Origin of the sequence: Streptomyces sp. IMTB 2501 (genome assembly GCF_001953885.1) — a bacterium.
Classification (GTDB): Bacteria; Actinomycetota; Actinomycetes; order Streptomycetales; family Streptomycetaceae; genus Streptomyces.
Window position 1 is genome coordinate 199,743 of record NZ_MQUS01000002.1, and the last position, 16,235, is coordinate 215,977.

Annotated in this window: 11 protein-coding genes; 4 read left to right on the forward strand and 7 right to left on the reverse strand. The window is 72.5% G+C overall.

Features of this window, described 5'->3' with window-relative positions:
• Positions 1–83: 83 nt before the first annotated feature.
• Both AV521_RS05145 and AV521_RS05150 read left to right on the forward strand, forming a co-directional pair.
• On the forward strand, positions 84–902 hold the full coding sequence (locus AV521_RS05145) for a geranylgeranylglyceryl/heptaprenylglyceryl phosphate synthase (protein ID WP_079249135.1): 819 nt from the start codon (positions 84–86) through the stop codon (positions 900–902).
• Positions 899–1,717, forward strand: a complete 819-nt coding sequence (locus AV521_RS05150) for a Moenomycin biosynthesis protein MoeN5 (RefSeq protein WP_256725438.1) — start codon at positions 899–901, stop codon at positions 1,715–1,717. Before AV521_RS05145 ends, AV521_RS05150 begins: the two co-directional genes overlap by 4 nt.
• Positions 1,718–1,753: 36 nt before the next feature.
• On the opposite strand, the gene AV521_RS05155 is transcribed toward AV521_RS05150, so the two are convergent.
• From AV521_RS05155 to AV521_RS05185, 7 genes are read right to left on the reverse strand one after another with little or no spacing between them, the layout of a single operon-like run.
• Positions 1,754–3,346, reverse strand: a complete 1,593-nt coding sequence (locus AV521_RS05155) for a carbamoyltransferase C-terminal domain-containing protein (protein ID WP_076084038.1) — start codon at positions 3,344–3,346, stop codon at positions 1,754–1,756.
• Between the two features lie 8 nt (positions 3,347–3,354).
• Entirely contained in the window at positions 3,355–4,602 is a 1,248-nt protein-coding gene (locus AV521_RS05160) for a hypothetical protein (RefSeq protein ID WP_076084041.1), read from the reverse strand.
• Positions 4,592–6,100: a B12-binding domain-containing radical SAM protein gene (locus AV521_RS05165; protein ID WP_076084045.1), complete on the reverse strand. Its 1,509-nt coding sequence runs from the start codon at positions 6,098–6,100 to the stop codon at positions 4,592–4,594. The genes AV521_RS05160 and AV521_RS05165 overlap by 11 nt, the downstream gene beginning before the upstream one ends.
• Before the next feature lie 46 nt (positions 6,101–6,146).
• The gene (locus AV521_RS05170; protein WP_076084048.1) at positions 6,147–7,667 is read right to left on the reverse strand and encodes an asparagine synthetase B family protein; all 1,521 of its coding nucleotides are present in this window, start codon (positions 7,665–7,667) and stop codon (positions 6,147–6,149) included.
• Entirely contained in the window at positions 7,664–8,872 is a 1,209-nt protein-coding gene (locus AV521_RS05175) for a Moenomycin biosynthesis protein MoeGT1 (RefSeq protein WP_076084051.1), read from the reverse strand. The genes AV521_RS05170 and AV521_RS05175 overlap by 4 nt, the downstream gene beginning before the upstream one ends.
• Positions 8,862–10,856, reverse strand: coding sequence for an asparagine synthase (glutamine-hydrolyzing) (gene asnB, locus AV521_RS05180; protein ID WP_256725439.1), 1,995 nt, complete (start codon positions 10,854–10,856; stop codon positions 8,862–8,864). Before asnB ends, AV521_RS05175 begins: the two co-directional genes overlap by 11 nt.
• Before the next feature lie 16 nt (positions 10,857–10,872).
• Complete coding sequence (locus tag AV521_RS05185; protein WP_079249136.1) at positions 10,873–11,928, reverse strand: NAD-dependent epimerase/dehydratase family protein; 1,056 nt, start codon at positions 11,926–11,928, stop codon at positions 10,873–10,875.
• Positions 11,929–12,184: 256 nt separating this feature from the next.
• Between AV521_RS05185 and AV521_RS05190 the strand changes: the two genes are divergently transcribed.
• A complete protein-coding gene (locus AV521_RS05190; protein ID WP_076084062.1) occupies positions 12,185–13,933 on the forward strand; it encodes an ABC transporter ATP-binding protein in 1,749 nt (582 codons plus the stop codon).
• Between the two features lie 10 nt (positions 13,934–13,943).
• Positions 13,944–15,806, forward strand: a complete 1,863-nt coding sequence (locus AV521_RS05195; RefSeq protein WP_076084065.1) for an ABC transporter ATP-binding protein — start codon at positions 13,944–13,946, stop codon at positions 15,804–15,806.
• The last annotated feature ends 429 nt before the right edge of the window (positions 15,807–16,235 follow it).

Here is a 16,235-nt window from a genome sequence, read left to right on the forward strand (position 1 = left end):
CGGCGGCAGCCGTGCCGCGCCGCGCGGATCACACGCGTCGGCGCGGCACGCCATGAACAGACCACAACAAGGGGGAACTCCGGGTGAAGACGTCACCACAGCTGGCTCAGCGTATCCAGGTCCCGACCACACCACCCCTGCTGAGCCGGGCCGATGTTCTCGCGCGACTGCGCGACAGTTCGCCCGGTCCGGTCCACATCATCGACCCGTTCAAGGTCCCCTTGGACGAGGCCGTGCAGAAGGCGAAGGCGCTGGAGGAACTCGGCTACCCCGCCCTCATCCTGGCGAGCACCGACTACGAGTCCTTCGAGTCCCGTATGGATCCCTATGTGGCGGCGGTCAAGGAGGTCACCTCGCTGCCGGTACTGCTGCACTTCCCGCCGCGCAAGGGCGTCGGCTTCCCGCTGGCCCGTGGCGCCGACGCCGTTCTGCTGCCCGCGCTGCTCGGCTCACGCGACGACTACTACGTGTGGAAGAGCTACCTTGAAACCCTGCTCACCCTGCCCGGCCGGGTCGACCACGCGGACTGGCCGGAACTGCTGCTCACCGTCGCCCTCACCTTCGGCGAGGACCGCCGCACCGGCGACCTGCTGGGCACCGAGCCGGTGGTCACCTCGACGACGGAGCAGATCGACCGCTACACAGCCGTCGCCCGCAGCTTCGGCTTCCACATGGTGTACCTGTACTCGCGCAACGCGCAGGTCCCCGCCGACGTGGTCCGCTATTTCCGCAAAGGGCTCGACGACGGGCAGATCCTGTTCGTCAGCGGCAATGTCCGCCGCCGCGCCCATGTCACCCGGTACCTGGAGGCGGGCGCCGACTTCGTGGGCTTCGCCGGGGCGCTGGAACACCCCGACTGGCGGACCACGCTCGCCGAGCTGTCGGGCGGGGAGCCGTCGTGACCGCGGTGCTGCCCGAGGCCTACACCGCGTCGATGCTCGGCACCGAGTCGGCCAACCGCGACCACGTCACCGGCTTCGTCGCCCGCAACGGCGGATCTCCCGAACTCGTCGCCCACACCGCCGCGTTGCGGCTCTATCTGCGTGTCCCGCACTTCCTCACCGAGTGGGTCACCGAACCCGGCCTGCGGGCCCAGGTGGCCCGTGCGCTGGCACTGGACATCGTGGCGATGAAGCTGCTGGACGACCTCATGGACGACGACACCGGACTCGACCGCGTCGAACTCGCCTGTCTGTGCCTGCATCTGCACCTGACGGCCGTGCACGAGATGTGCGCCCTGGCCGAGGAGGCACGCACCGTCACGGACGTGCTGGAACGCGATTTCAGCACGGTCTGCACGGGCCAGATCCGCACCAAGAGCCGGCGCGCGGAGAACCTGGACGAGTGGTGCGCCCACGCCAGCACCTACGGCGCCTGCTTCCTCGGCTGCTACGGCGCGCTCGCCGCCCTGTGCGGCCGGGCCACCGAATCCGTGGGCCCCGCAAGGCGGTTCGCCGAGGCGTTCGGCACGATCATCACGATCGCCGACGACCTGACCGACTACGACCGGCACGGCGAGCGGGCCGGCAACCTCGGCCATCTGATGCGCACGGGCGCCGTGCCCGTACGGGACGTCTCGGCGCTGCTGGAGCGCCTGCGCGGCCAGGCGCTCGACGCGGTGCGCGAACAGCCGTCCGCGCTGGGGCTCGTACCCGTCGTCGGTCTGTACACGGACGACGTACGGGACCGGCTGCTGCCCCCACACGCGATGAGCTGACCGCCGGCCCGCAGAGCATGCGGGCCGGCGCGCTCCTCAGCTCCGGGAGCCCGGGTACGCCATCACGTCGTCGAAGACGAACAGGTCGATGTCGCTCTCCCCGAAGTCGTCCAGGACGTCCCGGGCGGTGTGCGCGATGGCCCGACCGGGGCCGTTCAGCGAGGTGTTGATCAGGGCCGGGACACCGGTGAGCGCCTCGAAGTCGGCGAGCAGCCCGTGCAGCCGCGGCTGGTCGGCGCCCAGCGTCTGGATCCGGCAGGTACCGTTGACATGCCGGGCCTCGGGGGCCGTGCCCTCCGGGAGCGGGTACTCGAACAGCATGTACGGCGAGGGATGCGCACCGGGATTCAGCTCGGCGAACCGCTCCTGACGCATCACCGCGCCGAGCGGGCGGTACCACTCGCGCTGCTTCAGCTCCTCACTCATCCGCTTGCGCATACCGGGCACGGCCGGGCTGCCCAGCAGCGAGCGGTGCCCGAGGGCACGCGGCCCCAGTTCGGCCGCGCCCTCGACCGCGGCCACCACCCCGCCGTCCGCCAGCAGCCGGGCGACCGCAGCACCGTCGTACGCGACGGGCCGCAGCCCCGCCGCGCGCAGGGTCTCGTACGCGGCCGGGGCCGGTTCGCCGATGCCGTTGCCGTACACACCGACGGGCTCGGCGCGTTCGCCCAGCACATAGGTGAGGGCGTAGATCCCGGCCCCCACCAGGTGCCCGGCGTCACCGCAGGCGGGCGGGATAGCGATGTCCCGGCCGAAGGACTGCCGCAGCGCGGAGTTGGCGACGATGTTCAGGGCGCAGCCACCGCCCAGAGCGAGCGGGCCCACCCCCTCGGCGGTGCGGGAGACGTACCGGTCGAGGACTGCGTGCACGGTCTCGGTGAACAGCTCCTGGAAGGTGGCGACCACATGGGCGGCGGACTCGAACTCCGGGCTGAACTCGGGCCGTTGGGCGAGTTCGGCGCGTACCCGCTCGGCCAGCTCCAGGTCGTGCATGACGTCGGGGTCGACCGCCTCCAGCTGCTCGCGTATCCGGGGATCGGACTGGCCGTAGCCGCCGAGGGCCATCACCTTGCCGGCCACGCTCGGGCTCCTGCCGAACCCCAGCAGATGGCCGATCGCGGTCCAGCCGAAGCCGTTGCCGTACCAGGGCAGCGGATCCTTGGCGATCCAGTCCAGGCGGCCGGCGTCGACGCGGAAGAGCGAGCTGCGGGTGAGCTGCCCCCGGCCCTCGTTGACCAGGACCACGGTGCCGTCCGCGTGACCCGCGTAGTGCGCGGCGAGCGCAGCGTGCGACACCTCGTGCGTGACGACGAGGCACTCCACGCGCCGGCCCAGCAGGTCGCACACCGTCCGGTGGTGGGGCGCGCCGGCGTTGATCCGCCGCAGCGCCACGTCGAGGTCGGGGATGCGCAGCAGCGCGCTGCGCACCGGGGTGCTGACCGCCACCAGGTCGATCCCGTCGGCGTCCACGCACTCCTGGGCGAGCACATGCCGCAGGGCGACGTCACTGCGGTGGTCGTGCTTGACCCGGGTGAGCCGCTCGGTCTCCACGGCGAACACCAGGCGCCCGTCCTCGAAGTAGCCGACGCCCGTGTCATGGCCGGCGGAGTGGAGGGACAGTACCTTCATCAGCGCTCCTAGTCAGCGGGGGTGACGGTGCGGACGACCGAGTACGGGGCCCACTCGATACCGCGCAGCGGCCGGCCGGTCAGCCCGCGCAGATACAACTCGCCGCCCACGCCCGCGAACCAGAGGAAGTACAGCCACTTGATGGCCGCCTTTTGCGCGCCGCGGCGCCGACCCTGGGAACTGTCGAAGCCGGTCAGCGGCCACATCCCGGCGAACAGGACCTCGCGGAAGTAGTACCGGGCGGCGGGCAGGGGCCAGTCGGCCAGGTCGACGAGATGGTTGAGCAGCAGCCGGCGGATCCGGCGCCGGGTCTCTCCCGCGGGACCGGCGACGTAGTAGTGGCAGTGCGCGTCCGGCACCAGCCGCAGCCGGGCGAGCGGGTCGGGCAGCGCGGGGTCGAGCAGCCGGAAGCAGATGTAGCCGTCGTCGGAGACATACCGGCCGGGCATACCGCCGGACAGCACATCGGTGGCCACCAGGATGCAGCAGCCGTGCGGGTAGTTCGTGGCCGGTGCGGCGATCGCCTTGGCGCGGGCCAGCAGCCGCGAGGTCGCGAACTCCTTGGTGTGCGGGATCTTGGTGGCCCCCGAGGCCCCCCGGCAGCCGGCCGTCAGGAAGTCCCCGACGAGTCGTGCCAGACAGCCCGGATCCAGGCTGACGTCGTCGTCGACCCAGCCCACACCGGCGCAGCCGAGCAGTTCGGCCACTTCGATCGCCGCGTTCAGCGTGCGGGGCTTGCCAGGGCCGGGCAGGGAAAGACCGCAGACCCCCAGCGCGGGCAGCCGGTCCGCCGCCCGGCGCAGCAGCGCCCCCAGCCGTCGTACGGACTCGGCCTCCTCCGGCGCCGACGACCACTGCATGCCGACGAACAGCACCAGGGGAGCGTGCGGATGGGTCTCGCCCGTCTCGGCGACGCGGTCCAGCAGCGCGTCCAGCCGCTCCTCCTGCTCGGTGAGCGTGCCCCGGGACACCACGGTCGGGGCGACCAGCGCCAGGGCCGGTGTGGCGCGGTTGCGCAGGGCGTGCGCGGCGGCCCGCGCCCCGGATGCGACCGTAGTGCCGTCCGGCAGCACATACCGCACCGGTACCGACCAGGACGGCGGGGGACGGAAACCGCGGGCCATCGTCTTGCGCACATGGTGCGTCAGAAACGATTCGCCAGAGCGTCGGCGGCCGCGGACCGGCAGTGGCTCGTTGAGGCGGACGGGCGGGCCCTGCCGCAGCGACCCGGCCGGGCCCACCGTCTCAGAAGTCACGGTCGGTGTTGGAGGTCGACCGGGCCAGGCTGCGCAACCCGTCCAGGGTGTTGCGCCACTGCCCGGTCGCCGCCATGTGGGACACGAGTGGTTTGACCATCTCGCGGCGCAGGAAGAACGCCCGGTAGGCGGCCTGGGCCCGGCGCTGGGCGTCCGGCACCAGATAGCCGATCCGGGCGTCGAACTCGCCCTGTACGAACCGGTCCCAGTAGTCGGCCGGGATCCGCCCGGCGGCCACCGACTCGGTGTGCAGCGGGGTGCCCGGCAGGGGCGTCGCGGTGTAGAAGCTCGCGTAGTCCAGCGGAATGCGGCAGGCCAGGTCCACGGTGCGTCGGAACTGCTCCCGGGTCTCGTCGAGCCAGCCCACGATGAAGTAGCCGAAGCCCTTGATACCGGCCTTGTGCGCCGAGGTGACGGCCCGTTCGATCTTGTCGATGTCGCTCTCCTTGCGCATCCGTTGCAGGATCTCCGGGTCGCCGTGCTCGATGCCGAACCGCAGCCGTACACAGCCCGCCCCGGCCATCGCCTCCAGCAGCGGCTCGGGAACCAGGTCCACGCGGGTGGGCGCTTCCCAGCGGACCTTGAGCCCTTGGTCGCGGATCATGGCGCAGATCTCCCGGACCCGGCCGCGGTGCAGGGTGAACACGTCGTCGTAGAACATGATCTCCTTCACCCCCCACCGGTCCCGCAGCTCCGTCATCTCGCCGACGACGTCCTCCGGGCTGCGGTACATGGACTTCTTGTCGACGGCCTGCTTGAAGCAGAAGCTGCACTTGAAGGGGCAGCCGCGGCTGGAGATCATCGTCGCGAACGGCCGGGGAGCCATGATCGAGTAATAGCTGTTCATGGGCAGCCCGTCCCGGGTGGGCCAGCCGACCTCCTCCAGATTGACCATCGGGGCGGCGCCGCCGTCGTGTTCGCGGGTCACCAGACCGCGGATGCCCTCGGGCTTCTCGCCCTGCTCCAGCGCCTCGGCCAGCTCCGGCATGATCGTGATGCCCTCGCCGACCCCGACGTAGTCGATGCACTCGTGGAAGAGGTTCTCGTGGGCGTAGACCTCGGTGTGCGGGCCTCCGAGGATGACCTTCGCGCCGGTGCTCTTGGCCGCCTGGCACGCCTCTACGGCGCCGGGCAGGCCGGGCGTGGTGGTGCTCACGCCGACCAGGTCGGGCCCAAAGTCGGCGAGCAGTTTGCGCAGTCCCTCGCTGTCGAGACCCAGGGCGGGGGTGTCGACCTGGATGACGTCGTGGAAGCCCGCCGACTTCAGGGCGGTGTGGATGTAGCCGAGCCCGAGGTGCGGCAGGACGCCCGCCCGCCGCTGGATCTGGGTGATCTGACGGGTGTTGAGGCACAGGTCGTGGTGGCGCACCAGCGCGATGCGCAGCTTCCGCCGGCGCCAGCGCGGCAGTCCGGGGCGGGCCGGCGCCTCGGCGAGGGTCGAGCAGCCGCCCGACCCGGTGGAGGGGCTGGTACTGATCACGGGCAGGGTCTTCCGCATGGTGTCCCCTCCTTGTGGGGGTCGTGCGGGCGTCGGTGCGGTGACGTCAGGGCGAGCGGCGGCCGGTGCCCCCGGCCGCCAGGGACTCCAGTTGGAGCAGATACAGGGCGAGCGGCTGGAGCCGGCTGACGCGCGGCGCGGCTCCCGGGCCGCGGCCGGCCGCCAGCAGCCGGGGCAGGACGGGTTCGGGGCTGCGCCACCAGGCGGGCTCGGCGGACAGCCCGTGCGTGAGCAACCGCACCAGATACGCCAGCCGGTGCGCGAACAGGTGGGGACCGTGGCGCTGTGGCACGGCCGCGGCGAAGCCGAGCCCGGCATGCTCCGGGTAGGCCCGGTGCAGGGCCTGGTCGTGCAGGGTGCCGTCGATGAGGAAACGGTGCGGCACCGAGGCGAGATGGTCGACCAGGGCGTGATCGAGATACGGGGTGTGGATCACGATGCGGTCCCCGCCCAGCGCGAACGGGGCGAGCGCGATGGAACGCCGGGTGCGGTTCCAGAAGAAGAACGAGCCCAGCGGGAAAGCGGCCCCGGCGTGCCGGGCCAGCTCCGGCACCAGGCGCGCGCGGGCCCGCTCCAGGGACCACAGACGGCCGGTGCGGGGACCGAGCAGATGCTCGACATGCCGTCCGGTGCGCCCGGCCGCGAGCAGTCGGTCGGCGAGTCCGGGCAGGTCGGACGGGTCGTAGGGGTTGTCGCGGATCAACTGGATGCTGGGGTTCTGCGCGAGTTCGCCGCCACCGAGCCCGTCGTACGACACGCCCGTGTGCCGGCGCAGATACGCCAGCAACGGAAGCATCCAGGCGCCGTCCAGGGTGCCCATGCCCTGGGCCGGGTTCGCGAACAGCTCGGCCCGGAACTGCGAGCGCGGCCGGGCGAGGGTCAGATGGGGCAGGTCCAGCCGTGCGGCCAGGTCCGCCGCGACGCGCGCGTCGGCCCCCGGGTCGGGCGGGAACTTGGCCCCGCTGACGCACAGCCGGGGCGGGGCGCCCTGGCGGCACAGCTCCAGCAGGATGTGCCGGGAGTCCCGGCCGCCGCTCAGCGGTATGACGTAGGGCTCGGCCGGCAGCCGGCGTGCGACGGCGGCGCGGAACAGCTCGACGAAGCCGTCGACGGCCTCGGCGGCGGTCATCCGGGCCGGGCCGGGCACCGGCGGCGCCGCCGACGTCACCCGCAGCCCGTCGCGGGTCCAGGTCAGTGTCGCGGCCGGCGGCAGGGCCCGGACGGCCGCGAACGGGGTGTCCTCGCCGAGGAAGAACCCCAGGCGCAGGAAGACGGCCAGCGCGTCGTGGTCGAGTGCGGCCGGCTCACCGGCCGGCAACAGGGACAGCGGGTCGGGGGAGAGCGCCAGGGAGCCGGTGTCGGCGCGGTAGTAGAGCGGGTACATGCCGTACCGGTCGTTGCGGACGAGGAGGCGCTCGCCGTCCCACTCCCACGCCGCGAAGACGCCCTCCTGGGGCGGGCCGTCGTCCAGGCGGTGGCCGCCGAGCGCATGGCCGAGCCGGGCCTCCTTGTCGCCCTCGGCCCGCACCCCGTCGGCTCCGGCGACGAGCCGCAGACCGGGTGTCACGGCTGCTCCAGCAGGGGGCGTACGGCCGCCGCGATCCGGCGGGCCACGGCCTCCTGGTCCAGCACGGACTCGGCGAAGCCGATCGCGGCCTTCTTGTGCGCCTCGATCGCCGATGGCCGGGTGAGCCAGTCGTCGACGGTGCGGAACAGTTCCTCGGGGGTGGCACACGCCCGGCCGAGGTCGTGCTCGTGGATCAGCCCCGGCACCCACTGCTCCATCGGCAGCCCCGACTCCAGCATGAGCACCGGGATACCGAAGTAGGCGGCTTCCAGTGTGGTGTTGGGGCCGGCCTTCGACACGAGCAGCCCGTACGGCGAGCGGGCCGCGCGGTCGATGTAGTCGAAGTACTCGGCCTGGGTGAGCCGGCTGTGGAACCGCCAGTGCGCGAGTCGCGCGGCCCCGGCGGCGGCGCGGCGGGCCAGATCGGGATCGTCGTAGCCCACGAACACCAGGTCGGTGTCCGGGTGGTGGGCGGCGATGCGCTGCAGCAGCTCCAGGTAGGTGTCCCCGCCGCGGTTGCAGAAGACGATCAGGCGGGGCCGCTCGCGGTCGCCGTCGCCCCATGGGCCGGGCGCCGGCGCGGCGGACGGGTCGGTCATGAAGTCGCGTAGATCGTGCTGGGCGACGAGTGGGCCCACCACATGCACCCGGTCCGGCTCGGCACCGGTCTCGGCGAGCAGGTGCTCCTTGGCCCGGTCGAAGCCCACCAGGGTCAGATCGGGATACGGGCTGCGGTGCAGCGGCAGTCGCAGCAGACCGGGGTTGGTGACGTGGCTGACCACCCGGGTCCTGAGCCCCGCGAGCCGTACGGCGGCCACGCTCAGCCGGGCCACGAACCCCTTGGTCCCGACGACCACATCGGGCGCCGCAGCGCTCAAGTGGTCGGTCAGCGGGGCGATTTCGGCGATCTGGGCAGGTGTGGGATCGGCTTCGAAACCGGAGGGGAACCGTTCCTGGAGGCGGGCCATGAGCGCCATGTAGCGCCGGGTGCGGGTCGCCGCGTCCGGACTGGTCAGCGAGATGGCCCGGATCTCCGCCCCGGCCTCACCCAGCCAGGGCAGGATCGGCTCCGCCTCCAGCAGGGTCACGTCCGCGTCGACTTCGCCGCGCAGCACCCGCGAGAACCGGGTGGCGGCGAGATAGTTCCCGAACTCACCCCACGTCCGGGGCGACAGCACCTGGATCTGCGGACGGTCACTGCGCACGGCGGATCTCCTCGGTGACGACGGTGTTGGCGGAGGAGGGGGAGGAAGGAGTGGCTTCGCAGAGGGACGGGAGGGATGTGGGGAGCGACGCGGAGGACGCGGACGTCAGGGTTTGGAACCACAGTTGGTACGTCAGCAGTGCCCACAGCTTGCGCGAGGTGTCGCGCCGCCCGCCGAGATGGTCGTCGGCGAGCCGGCCCACCGCACGGGCGTCGAACAGGCCGCCACGGTCGAGGGCGGGCGCCGAGAGCGTGTCCAGCAGCAGCGGGCGCAGTTCACCGCGCAGCAGGGCGGCGACCGGGGCCCGGAAGCCCAGCTTGGTGCGCTGCACGATCTCCCGCGGCAGCCAGTTCGCGGCCACCCGGCGCAGCAGGTGCTTGCCGGTCAGACGGCGCAGTTTGAGCGCCACGGGAAGGGAGTTGACGTACTCGACCAGGTCCAGGTCGAGGAAGGGAGAGCGCAGTTCGAGGGCGCTGCGCATCCCGCCGCGGTCAGCCTTGGTGAGGATCACATCGCGCAGGAAGTGGGCGACGACGGCCAGCTGGCTGCGCTGCACCCCGCTCAGCCCCGGCTGTCCGTCCAGCAGCCGGGAGATCTCTGCGAACGGGTCGTGTCCGGCCAGTTCCGTCCGTACGTCCGGGCGCAGCAGCCCGGCCAGTTCGCCGGGGCCGAACGGGGCCGTGGAGAGGTAGAAGCGGTGCTCGGGCGCCGCGCGCAGCCCCCGGGCGAGCAGGCCGAGGGCCGTGCCGACGGGCAGATTGCCGGTGCGGGCGGGCAGTGTGCGGGCGAGCGACCGCGCCAGCGCCTCCAGCCGGGCGGCCGGCAGCACCCGCAGCAGGACCTCGATCGCCCGCTCGGCCTGGAAGTAGCGGTAGCCGAGCAGCAGTTCGTCCGCCCCGTCGCCGGTGAGCACCCCGCGGACGTGTTCCCGCGCGGCCCGGCACACGATCCGGGTCGGCAGCAGGGAGGGGTCGGCGAGCGGCTCGTCGGCGCCGGCGTACTCGGACTCCACCACGTGGGCGAGGTCGCGGCCGCCGATACGGACCACGTGGTGCTCGGTGCCGAGATGCCGGGCGACCGTGCGGGCGTGCTCGCTCTCGTCGAAGTCCCGCTCCTCGAACGCGGCGCTGAAGGTGGGCACCGGGCGGTGCGGGGACAGCTGCTGCGCCACGGCGGCCACCGCGCTGGAGTCGAGCCCGCCGCTCAGCAGCACCCCGAGCCGGCGCTCCGTACTGCTGACACGGCGGGCGACGGCGGCCCGGAACAGCTTCTCGAACCGCGCTGCCGCCTCGCGGGTGCTCGGTGCGGCCGGCGCCGGGCCCAGCGCGGGCCGCCAGTACTCCCCTTCGCGCAGGGCGCCGGCCGCGAAGGTGACATGGCTGCCGGGGCGCACCTTGTGCACGCCGGTCACGGCGGAGCCGGGAGCGCAGAACGCCTGCAGCGTCAGATAGCCGGCCAGGGCGCCGACGTCCGGGGTACGGGAGACGCCGGGATGGCGCAACAGCGCGGTGAGTTCCGAGGCGAAGGCGAGTCCGCCGGGCACGCGCGCGTAATAGAGCGGCTTCTTGCCCATCGGGTCGCGGGCCAGCACGAGGGTTCCGGCCCGCGCGTCGTGCAGGGCGAAGGCGAACATGCCCCGCACCCGGTGCAGCATGTCCAGGCCGTGCCGCTCGTACAGTTCCACGAGGACTTCGGTGTCGCTGTCCGTGCGCAGCGCCGTACCGGTCGCGCGCAGCGCACGACGCAGCTCGGCGTGGTTGTAGATCTCGCCGTTGAGGACGAGGGCCGTGGCGCCGCTCGCGGAGACGAACGGCTGGCGGCCGCGCAGCGGGTCGGTGAAGGTCAGCGCGCAGTGCGCGAAGGTCACACCTCGGTGGCGGCGCCAGTCGGAGCCGTCAGGGCCGCGGTGCGCGACGGCGGCCAGCATCCGCTCGGCCGTGGCGCGGGCAGCCTCGACGCCGCCACCGGCGTCGGTGAATCCCACGAAACCGCACATACGGCTACGACCGGCGGGTGGGCGCCATCCCGACGGACGAGGCGGCCTGCCGTGGCGGTGCCCCGGCGAGCGACCGCCGGGTCCACTCGATCTGTGTGGCCAGCCCCGCCCGCAGTTCGGTGCGGGCGCGGAAACCGAGGCGGAGCCGGGCCCGGCCGACGTCGGCCGTGGTCGCCCGCACATCGCCGAGGCGCGCCGGGCCGTACCGGGCCTCCGGCACCTGACCGGTCAACTCCCCGGTGAGGGCGAGGACTTCGTTGACCGAGACGGCGCGGCCCGTGCCGATGTTCAGGACGCCGCACGCGGGGGCCTTCGCGGCCAGCAGCAGCGCGCGCACCACATCGGAGACATGGACGAAGTCGCGGATCTGCGCGCCGTCGCCGTAGATGTCGATGGGCTCGCCGCTGAGGGTGGCGCGGACGACCCGGGAGATGAACATGTCCGGGCGCTGGCCGGGGCCGTAGACCGTGAAGAAACGCAGAGCGCTCACCGAGAGTGTGGCGTCCAGGCGCGCGGCGAAGGCGAGGGCGAGCCGCTCGGCGGCCAGCTTGGTGACCCCGTAGGGGGACAGCGGGTGCGGGATGTCGTCCTCGCTCATCGCGCCGTCCGCGACACCGCCGTAGACACTGGAGGAGGAGGCCACGACCACGCGCGAGACGCCCACGCGGACACAGGCGTCCAGCAGGCGCTGCGTGGCCAGCACATTGCAGTGCAGATACTCGGGAAACTGCGTCCAGGACGGCCGGACACCCGGTAACGCGGCTAAGTGGAAAACCGCGGAGGTGTCTTTCAGGCAGGCATCGAGATCCGCGGAGACAAGATCTCCGCGGATCGTACGGAGGTATCCCACTCCGTCCGACGCTGGAATCTCGTCCTCCGGCCAACCGGCTTTCCGATCAATCCCCACCACGTTTCTTCCGGTCCGCCGCAACGCCTCGACGAGATGGGATCCGATGAAACCCGCCGCACCGGTGACCACGACGTTCGCGCCCGTGTCGGCCCCGTCGCGTGCGTCATCCGACATGAGAATCCCCCTTGTTGGTACGTGGTACCCGGTCATTCAAGGCGGTGCTCTGTGAAATGTGGCCGAGATCGTGCGGTGCGCTCGATGGGCGCACGAAGGCAAATGGCCCAGAAGACCCGAGGAGTCTAACAGTGAGGTGAATCGGCGGCAACGGCCCTTGGGCGGTCACTGAACTCCCGACCCAAGTGGCGGTTATCGTTCCGTATGTGGACGCGTTTTGCGCGTCATTCCCCCTGTGGGCGCCGGACTTTATGCTGAGGAATCCGCCGTCCGGCGAACGGGGAGGGACGCGTTGGCAGGCAGCCCGTTACGCAGTCCGCTACGGCAGCTCACCCCGCTGGTCCGCTATCTGCGCGGCGAACGGCCGGCCGTGCTGCTGCTCGCCCTGCTCGTCCCGCTCGGCATCGCGCTGCAGCTGGTCGCGCCCCAGATGCTCCGCCGCTTCATCGACGACACCCTCTCCGGGAGCCCGTCCGCAGTGCTGCTCGGGGTCGCCGCCTGGTACCTGGCGGCCGCCCTCGGACTGCTCGCGGTGACCATCGGCAACGACACCGCGGCCGCGCGGCTCTCCTGGCGCAGTACCAACCGGCTGCGCGCCGACCTGGTCGCCCACTGCCTGCGCCGACCCTCCCGCTTCTACCAGCGGCACCCGCCGGGCGAACTCGTCGCCCGCATCGACGGCGACGTCACCCGGCTCGCCGCCGTCATGTCCGCCCTCGTCCTGGAGGTGCTGGCGCAGATCCTGCTGGTCGTCGGCATCCTCGTCGCCCTCTTCCTGCTCGACTGGCGACTGGCGCTGGTCTTCGCGCCGTTCGCCGCCGCCACCCTGGTCCTGCTGCGGGGCCTGGTGGGCCGCGCCATGCCCTATGTCGCCGCACGCCAGGAGGCCTCCGCCGAACTCCTCGGCTTCCTGGAGGAACGCCTCGCCGGCGCCGAGGACCTCCGGGTCAACGGCGCGGCCGCACACACCCTGGACGCCCTGGAGAGCCGGCAGACCACGCTGTACCGGCGGGCGCGCCTGGCGGCCCGGATGTCGGTGCGCTGGCCCGCCACCGTCCAGGGCCTGTCCTCCCTCAGCGTCGTGCTCGCCCTGGCCGTCAGCGTCTGGCTGCACACCCGCGGACAGCTCTCCACCGGCACGGCCTTCGCCTCCCTGTCGTACGCCATGCTGCTGCGCCGCCCGCTGCTGGCGATCACCACACGCTTCCAGGACCTGGAGGAAGCGACGGTCGCCGTACAGCGGCTCACCGAACTGCTGCGGGACGACGACGCGCCACCCCCGGGCACCCTACGGCTGCCGTCCGGCCCGCTGGACGTCCGCTTCGACAAGGTGTGCTTCTCGTACGAACCCGGTGAACCGGTGCTGCGCGACATCTCCTTCGAGCTGTGTCCGGGCCAGCGGCTCGGCATCGTCGGCCGCACCGGAAGCGGCAAGTCCACCGTCGTACGGCTGTTGTTCGGACTGCACCACCCGGAGCGCGGCTCGGCCACGGTCGGCGGCCAGGAGGTCCGCGGCCTGGAGACCCGGGCACTGCGCAGCCGGGTCGCGCTGGTCACCCAGGAGGTGCAGATCTTCCACGCCACGCTCCGCGACAACCTCACGTTCTTCGACCCGTCCCTCGACGACGGCCGGCTGCACGCCGCGCTCGACGAGGCCGGGCTCACCGACTGGTGGCACGAACTGCCCGACGGGCTGGACACACTGCTCGGCTCCGGGGCGCGGGGCATGTCCGCGGGCGAGGAGCAACTCCTCGCGCTGGCCCGGGTGTTCCTGCGGGATCCGGCCGTGGTCCTGCTCGACGAGCCCACCGCCCGCCTCGACCCGCACACCGAACGGCTGCTGCAGCCCGCCGTGGAACGGCTGCTGCACGGCCGCACCGCCGTCGTGGTGCAGCACCGGCCGCACACCCTGGCCACCGTGGACCGCGTCCTCGTGCTCGACGGGGGAGCAGTGGTCGAACACGGCGACCGCGGCGTGCTCGCCGCGGATCCCGCCTCGCACTTCCACGGACTGCTGCACTCCGCTGACCCCGCACGGTGAAGGAGAGGCGATGACGGCGACCGGCATCGGGGCGCGCGCCACCGTGGCACGGCTCGGTGCCGCGCTGCGCGGCTCGCTCGGCGCGTACGGGACGCTGACCGGCCTGTGGGTACTGCTACGGGCCGGAACCCTGGCCGTGGGGCTGCTCTTCCAGCACCTGTTCGACCGGATCGGCGACCGCGGTGTCTGGCTGCTGATCGCCTGGGTGGCGGCCGTCGAAGCGGCCCGGCTCTGCCTGCAGTTCGGGGTGATGATCAACCGGCTGGAACCACGGGTCCAGTACGGCACGACCGCCCGGCTGCGGCGGGCGTTGCTGCGCGAGGCCCTGCGCCGCCCGGGCGCCACGGCGCGCACGGCTCCGGGGGAGGCGCTGCGGGCGGTGGGCGAGGACGTCGACGAGACCGGCTTCTTCGTCGCCTGGTCGCCGACCAACCTCGCGCACTGGCTGTTCGTCGTCGCCTCCGTCACCGTGATGATGCGCATCGACGCACTCGTCACCACCGCACTGCTGGTGCTGCTCGTCCTGGTCACGGCCGTGACGGGCACGGTCCACGGGCGCTTCCTCGGCTACCGGCGCGCCACCCGCACCGCCTCCGCCCAGGTCGCGGGTGCCCTCCGCGAGGCGATCGACGCCGTGAAGGCCGTCCAGGCCGCCGGGGCCGAGGACCACGTCGCCGCGCACATCGGGCGGCTGAACGAGGCGCGGGGGCGGGCCGCGGTGCGCGAGGAACTGTTCGCCGGGGTGCAGAACACGGTGATCGCGAACGCGGCGCCCGTCGGCATCGGTGTGGTGCTGCTGCTGACCTCCACGCTCGCCCACCGAGGCGCCTTCAGCGTTGGGGACCTGGCGCTCTTCACCTTCTACCTGCAGATCCTCGCCGAGGCACTCGCCTCGATCGGGATGCTCTCGGTGCGCTTGCAGCGGGTGTCGGTGGCACTCGGCCGGATCACGGAGTTCTTGGGCGGGCGGAAGCCGGAAGCCGCCGATGAGGCGCGTGTGGTGGGCGGGGAGCCCGCCGGCAGGGCCTGCGTGGACGGTGATGCGGAGGACGAGGACTCGGCGGAGCGGCAGGTCGCCGACGGGCAGCGTTCGTCCATGGCGTGCGCCGACCGGGCCGGGGCCCCCGCCGCGAAGATCCCTGCCAGGTCCGCGCTGCGGGAGCTGACCGTGCGAGGGCTGACCGCGCGCTACCCGGGGGCGGAACGCGGCATAGAGGACGTGGACCTGACGGTCGTGCGCGGCTCCGTCACGGTGATCACCGGCGCTGTCGGCGCCGGCAAGACCACACTCCTACGGTCGCTCCTGGGACTGCTGCCCCGCCAGCGCGGCACCGTGCGGTGGAACGGGGAACCGGTCACCGACCCCTCGGCGTTCCTGGTGGCCCCGCGCTGCGGCTACACGCCCCAGGCCCCCCGCCTGTTCAGCGGCTCGCTGCGGGACAACGTGCTGCTGGGCGAGCGCGACGACGACGGCCGTCTCTTCACCCGGGCCGCGCACACCGCGGTCCTCGGTCCCGACCTGGCCGCCATGCAGGACGGCCCGGAGACCGTCGTAGGACCACGCGGTCTGAGGCTGTCCGGCGGCCAGCTGCAACGCGCGGCCATCGCCCGGATGCTCGCCAGGCGCCCCGAACTGCTGATCCTGGACGACGTCTCCAGCGCCCTGGACCCGGACACCGAGCAACTGCTGTGGGCGCGGCTGCTGGACGGCACCGCCACCGTCCTCGCGGTGTCGCACCGGCCGACGCTGCTGCGGGCGGCCGAGCGTGTGCTGGTGCTCAGGGACGGGCGGGTGGACGCCGAGGGGACGCTGGAGGACGTGCTGGCCGAGTCCGCACAGATGCGCCGGCTGTGGACGAAGGAGCAGCGGTGAGGGCACAGGCGGAAGGGTGGGGCGGGGCGCGCGGGCAGACGGTCACGACGATGCCGGCGAGGGCATGGGCGACGTGGCGGGGCGCATCGGTGCCAGAGAGGAGCGCGTGAACGCCCGCCGCATCGTTGGCGGCGATGCGGCGCACGCCGCGGCGGCGTCACCGAAGGCGTCGATGCCGAGAGCGGCGGCGATGTGCGGCTCAGCCTTCTCGGCCGGCCCGCGGTGCCCCGCGGTGGCCTTTCCCCCATCCGGACCCTACCCGCGCGCCGAGGCGTTTTCGATGCCTTCGAGCGCAGCCTTCAGCAGTGCCGCCGGCCAACTGGCGGACGAGTGCTACGGCGCACGGGCACGGACGCTCTACGCCGCTGCCGTCCCGCCACCGGTGCCCGGGACGCGCGGGGCCTCGGACAGGTCCCGGCATCCTTTCGC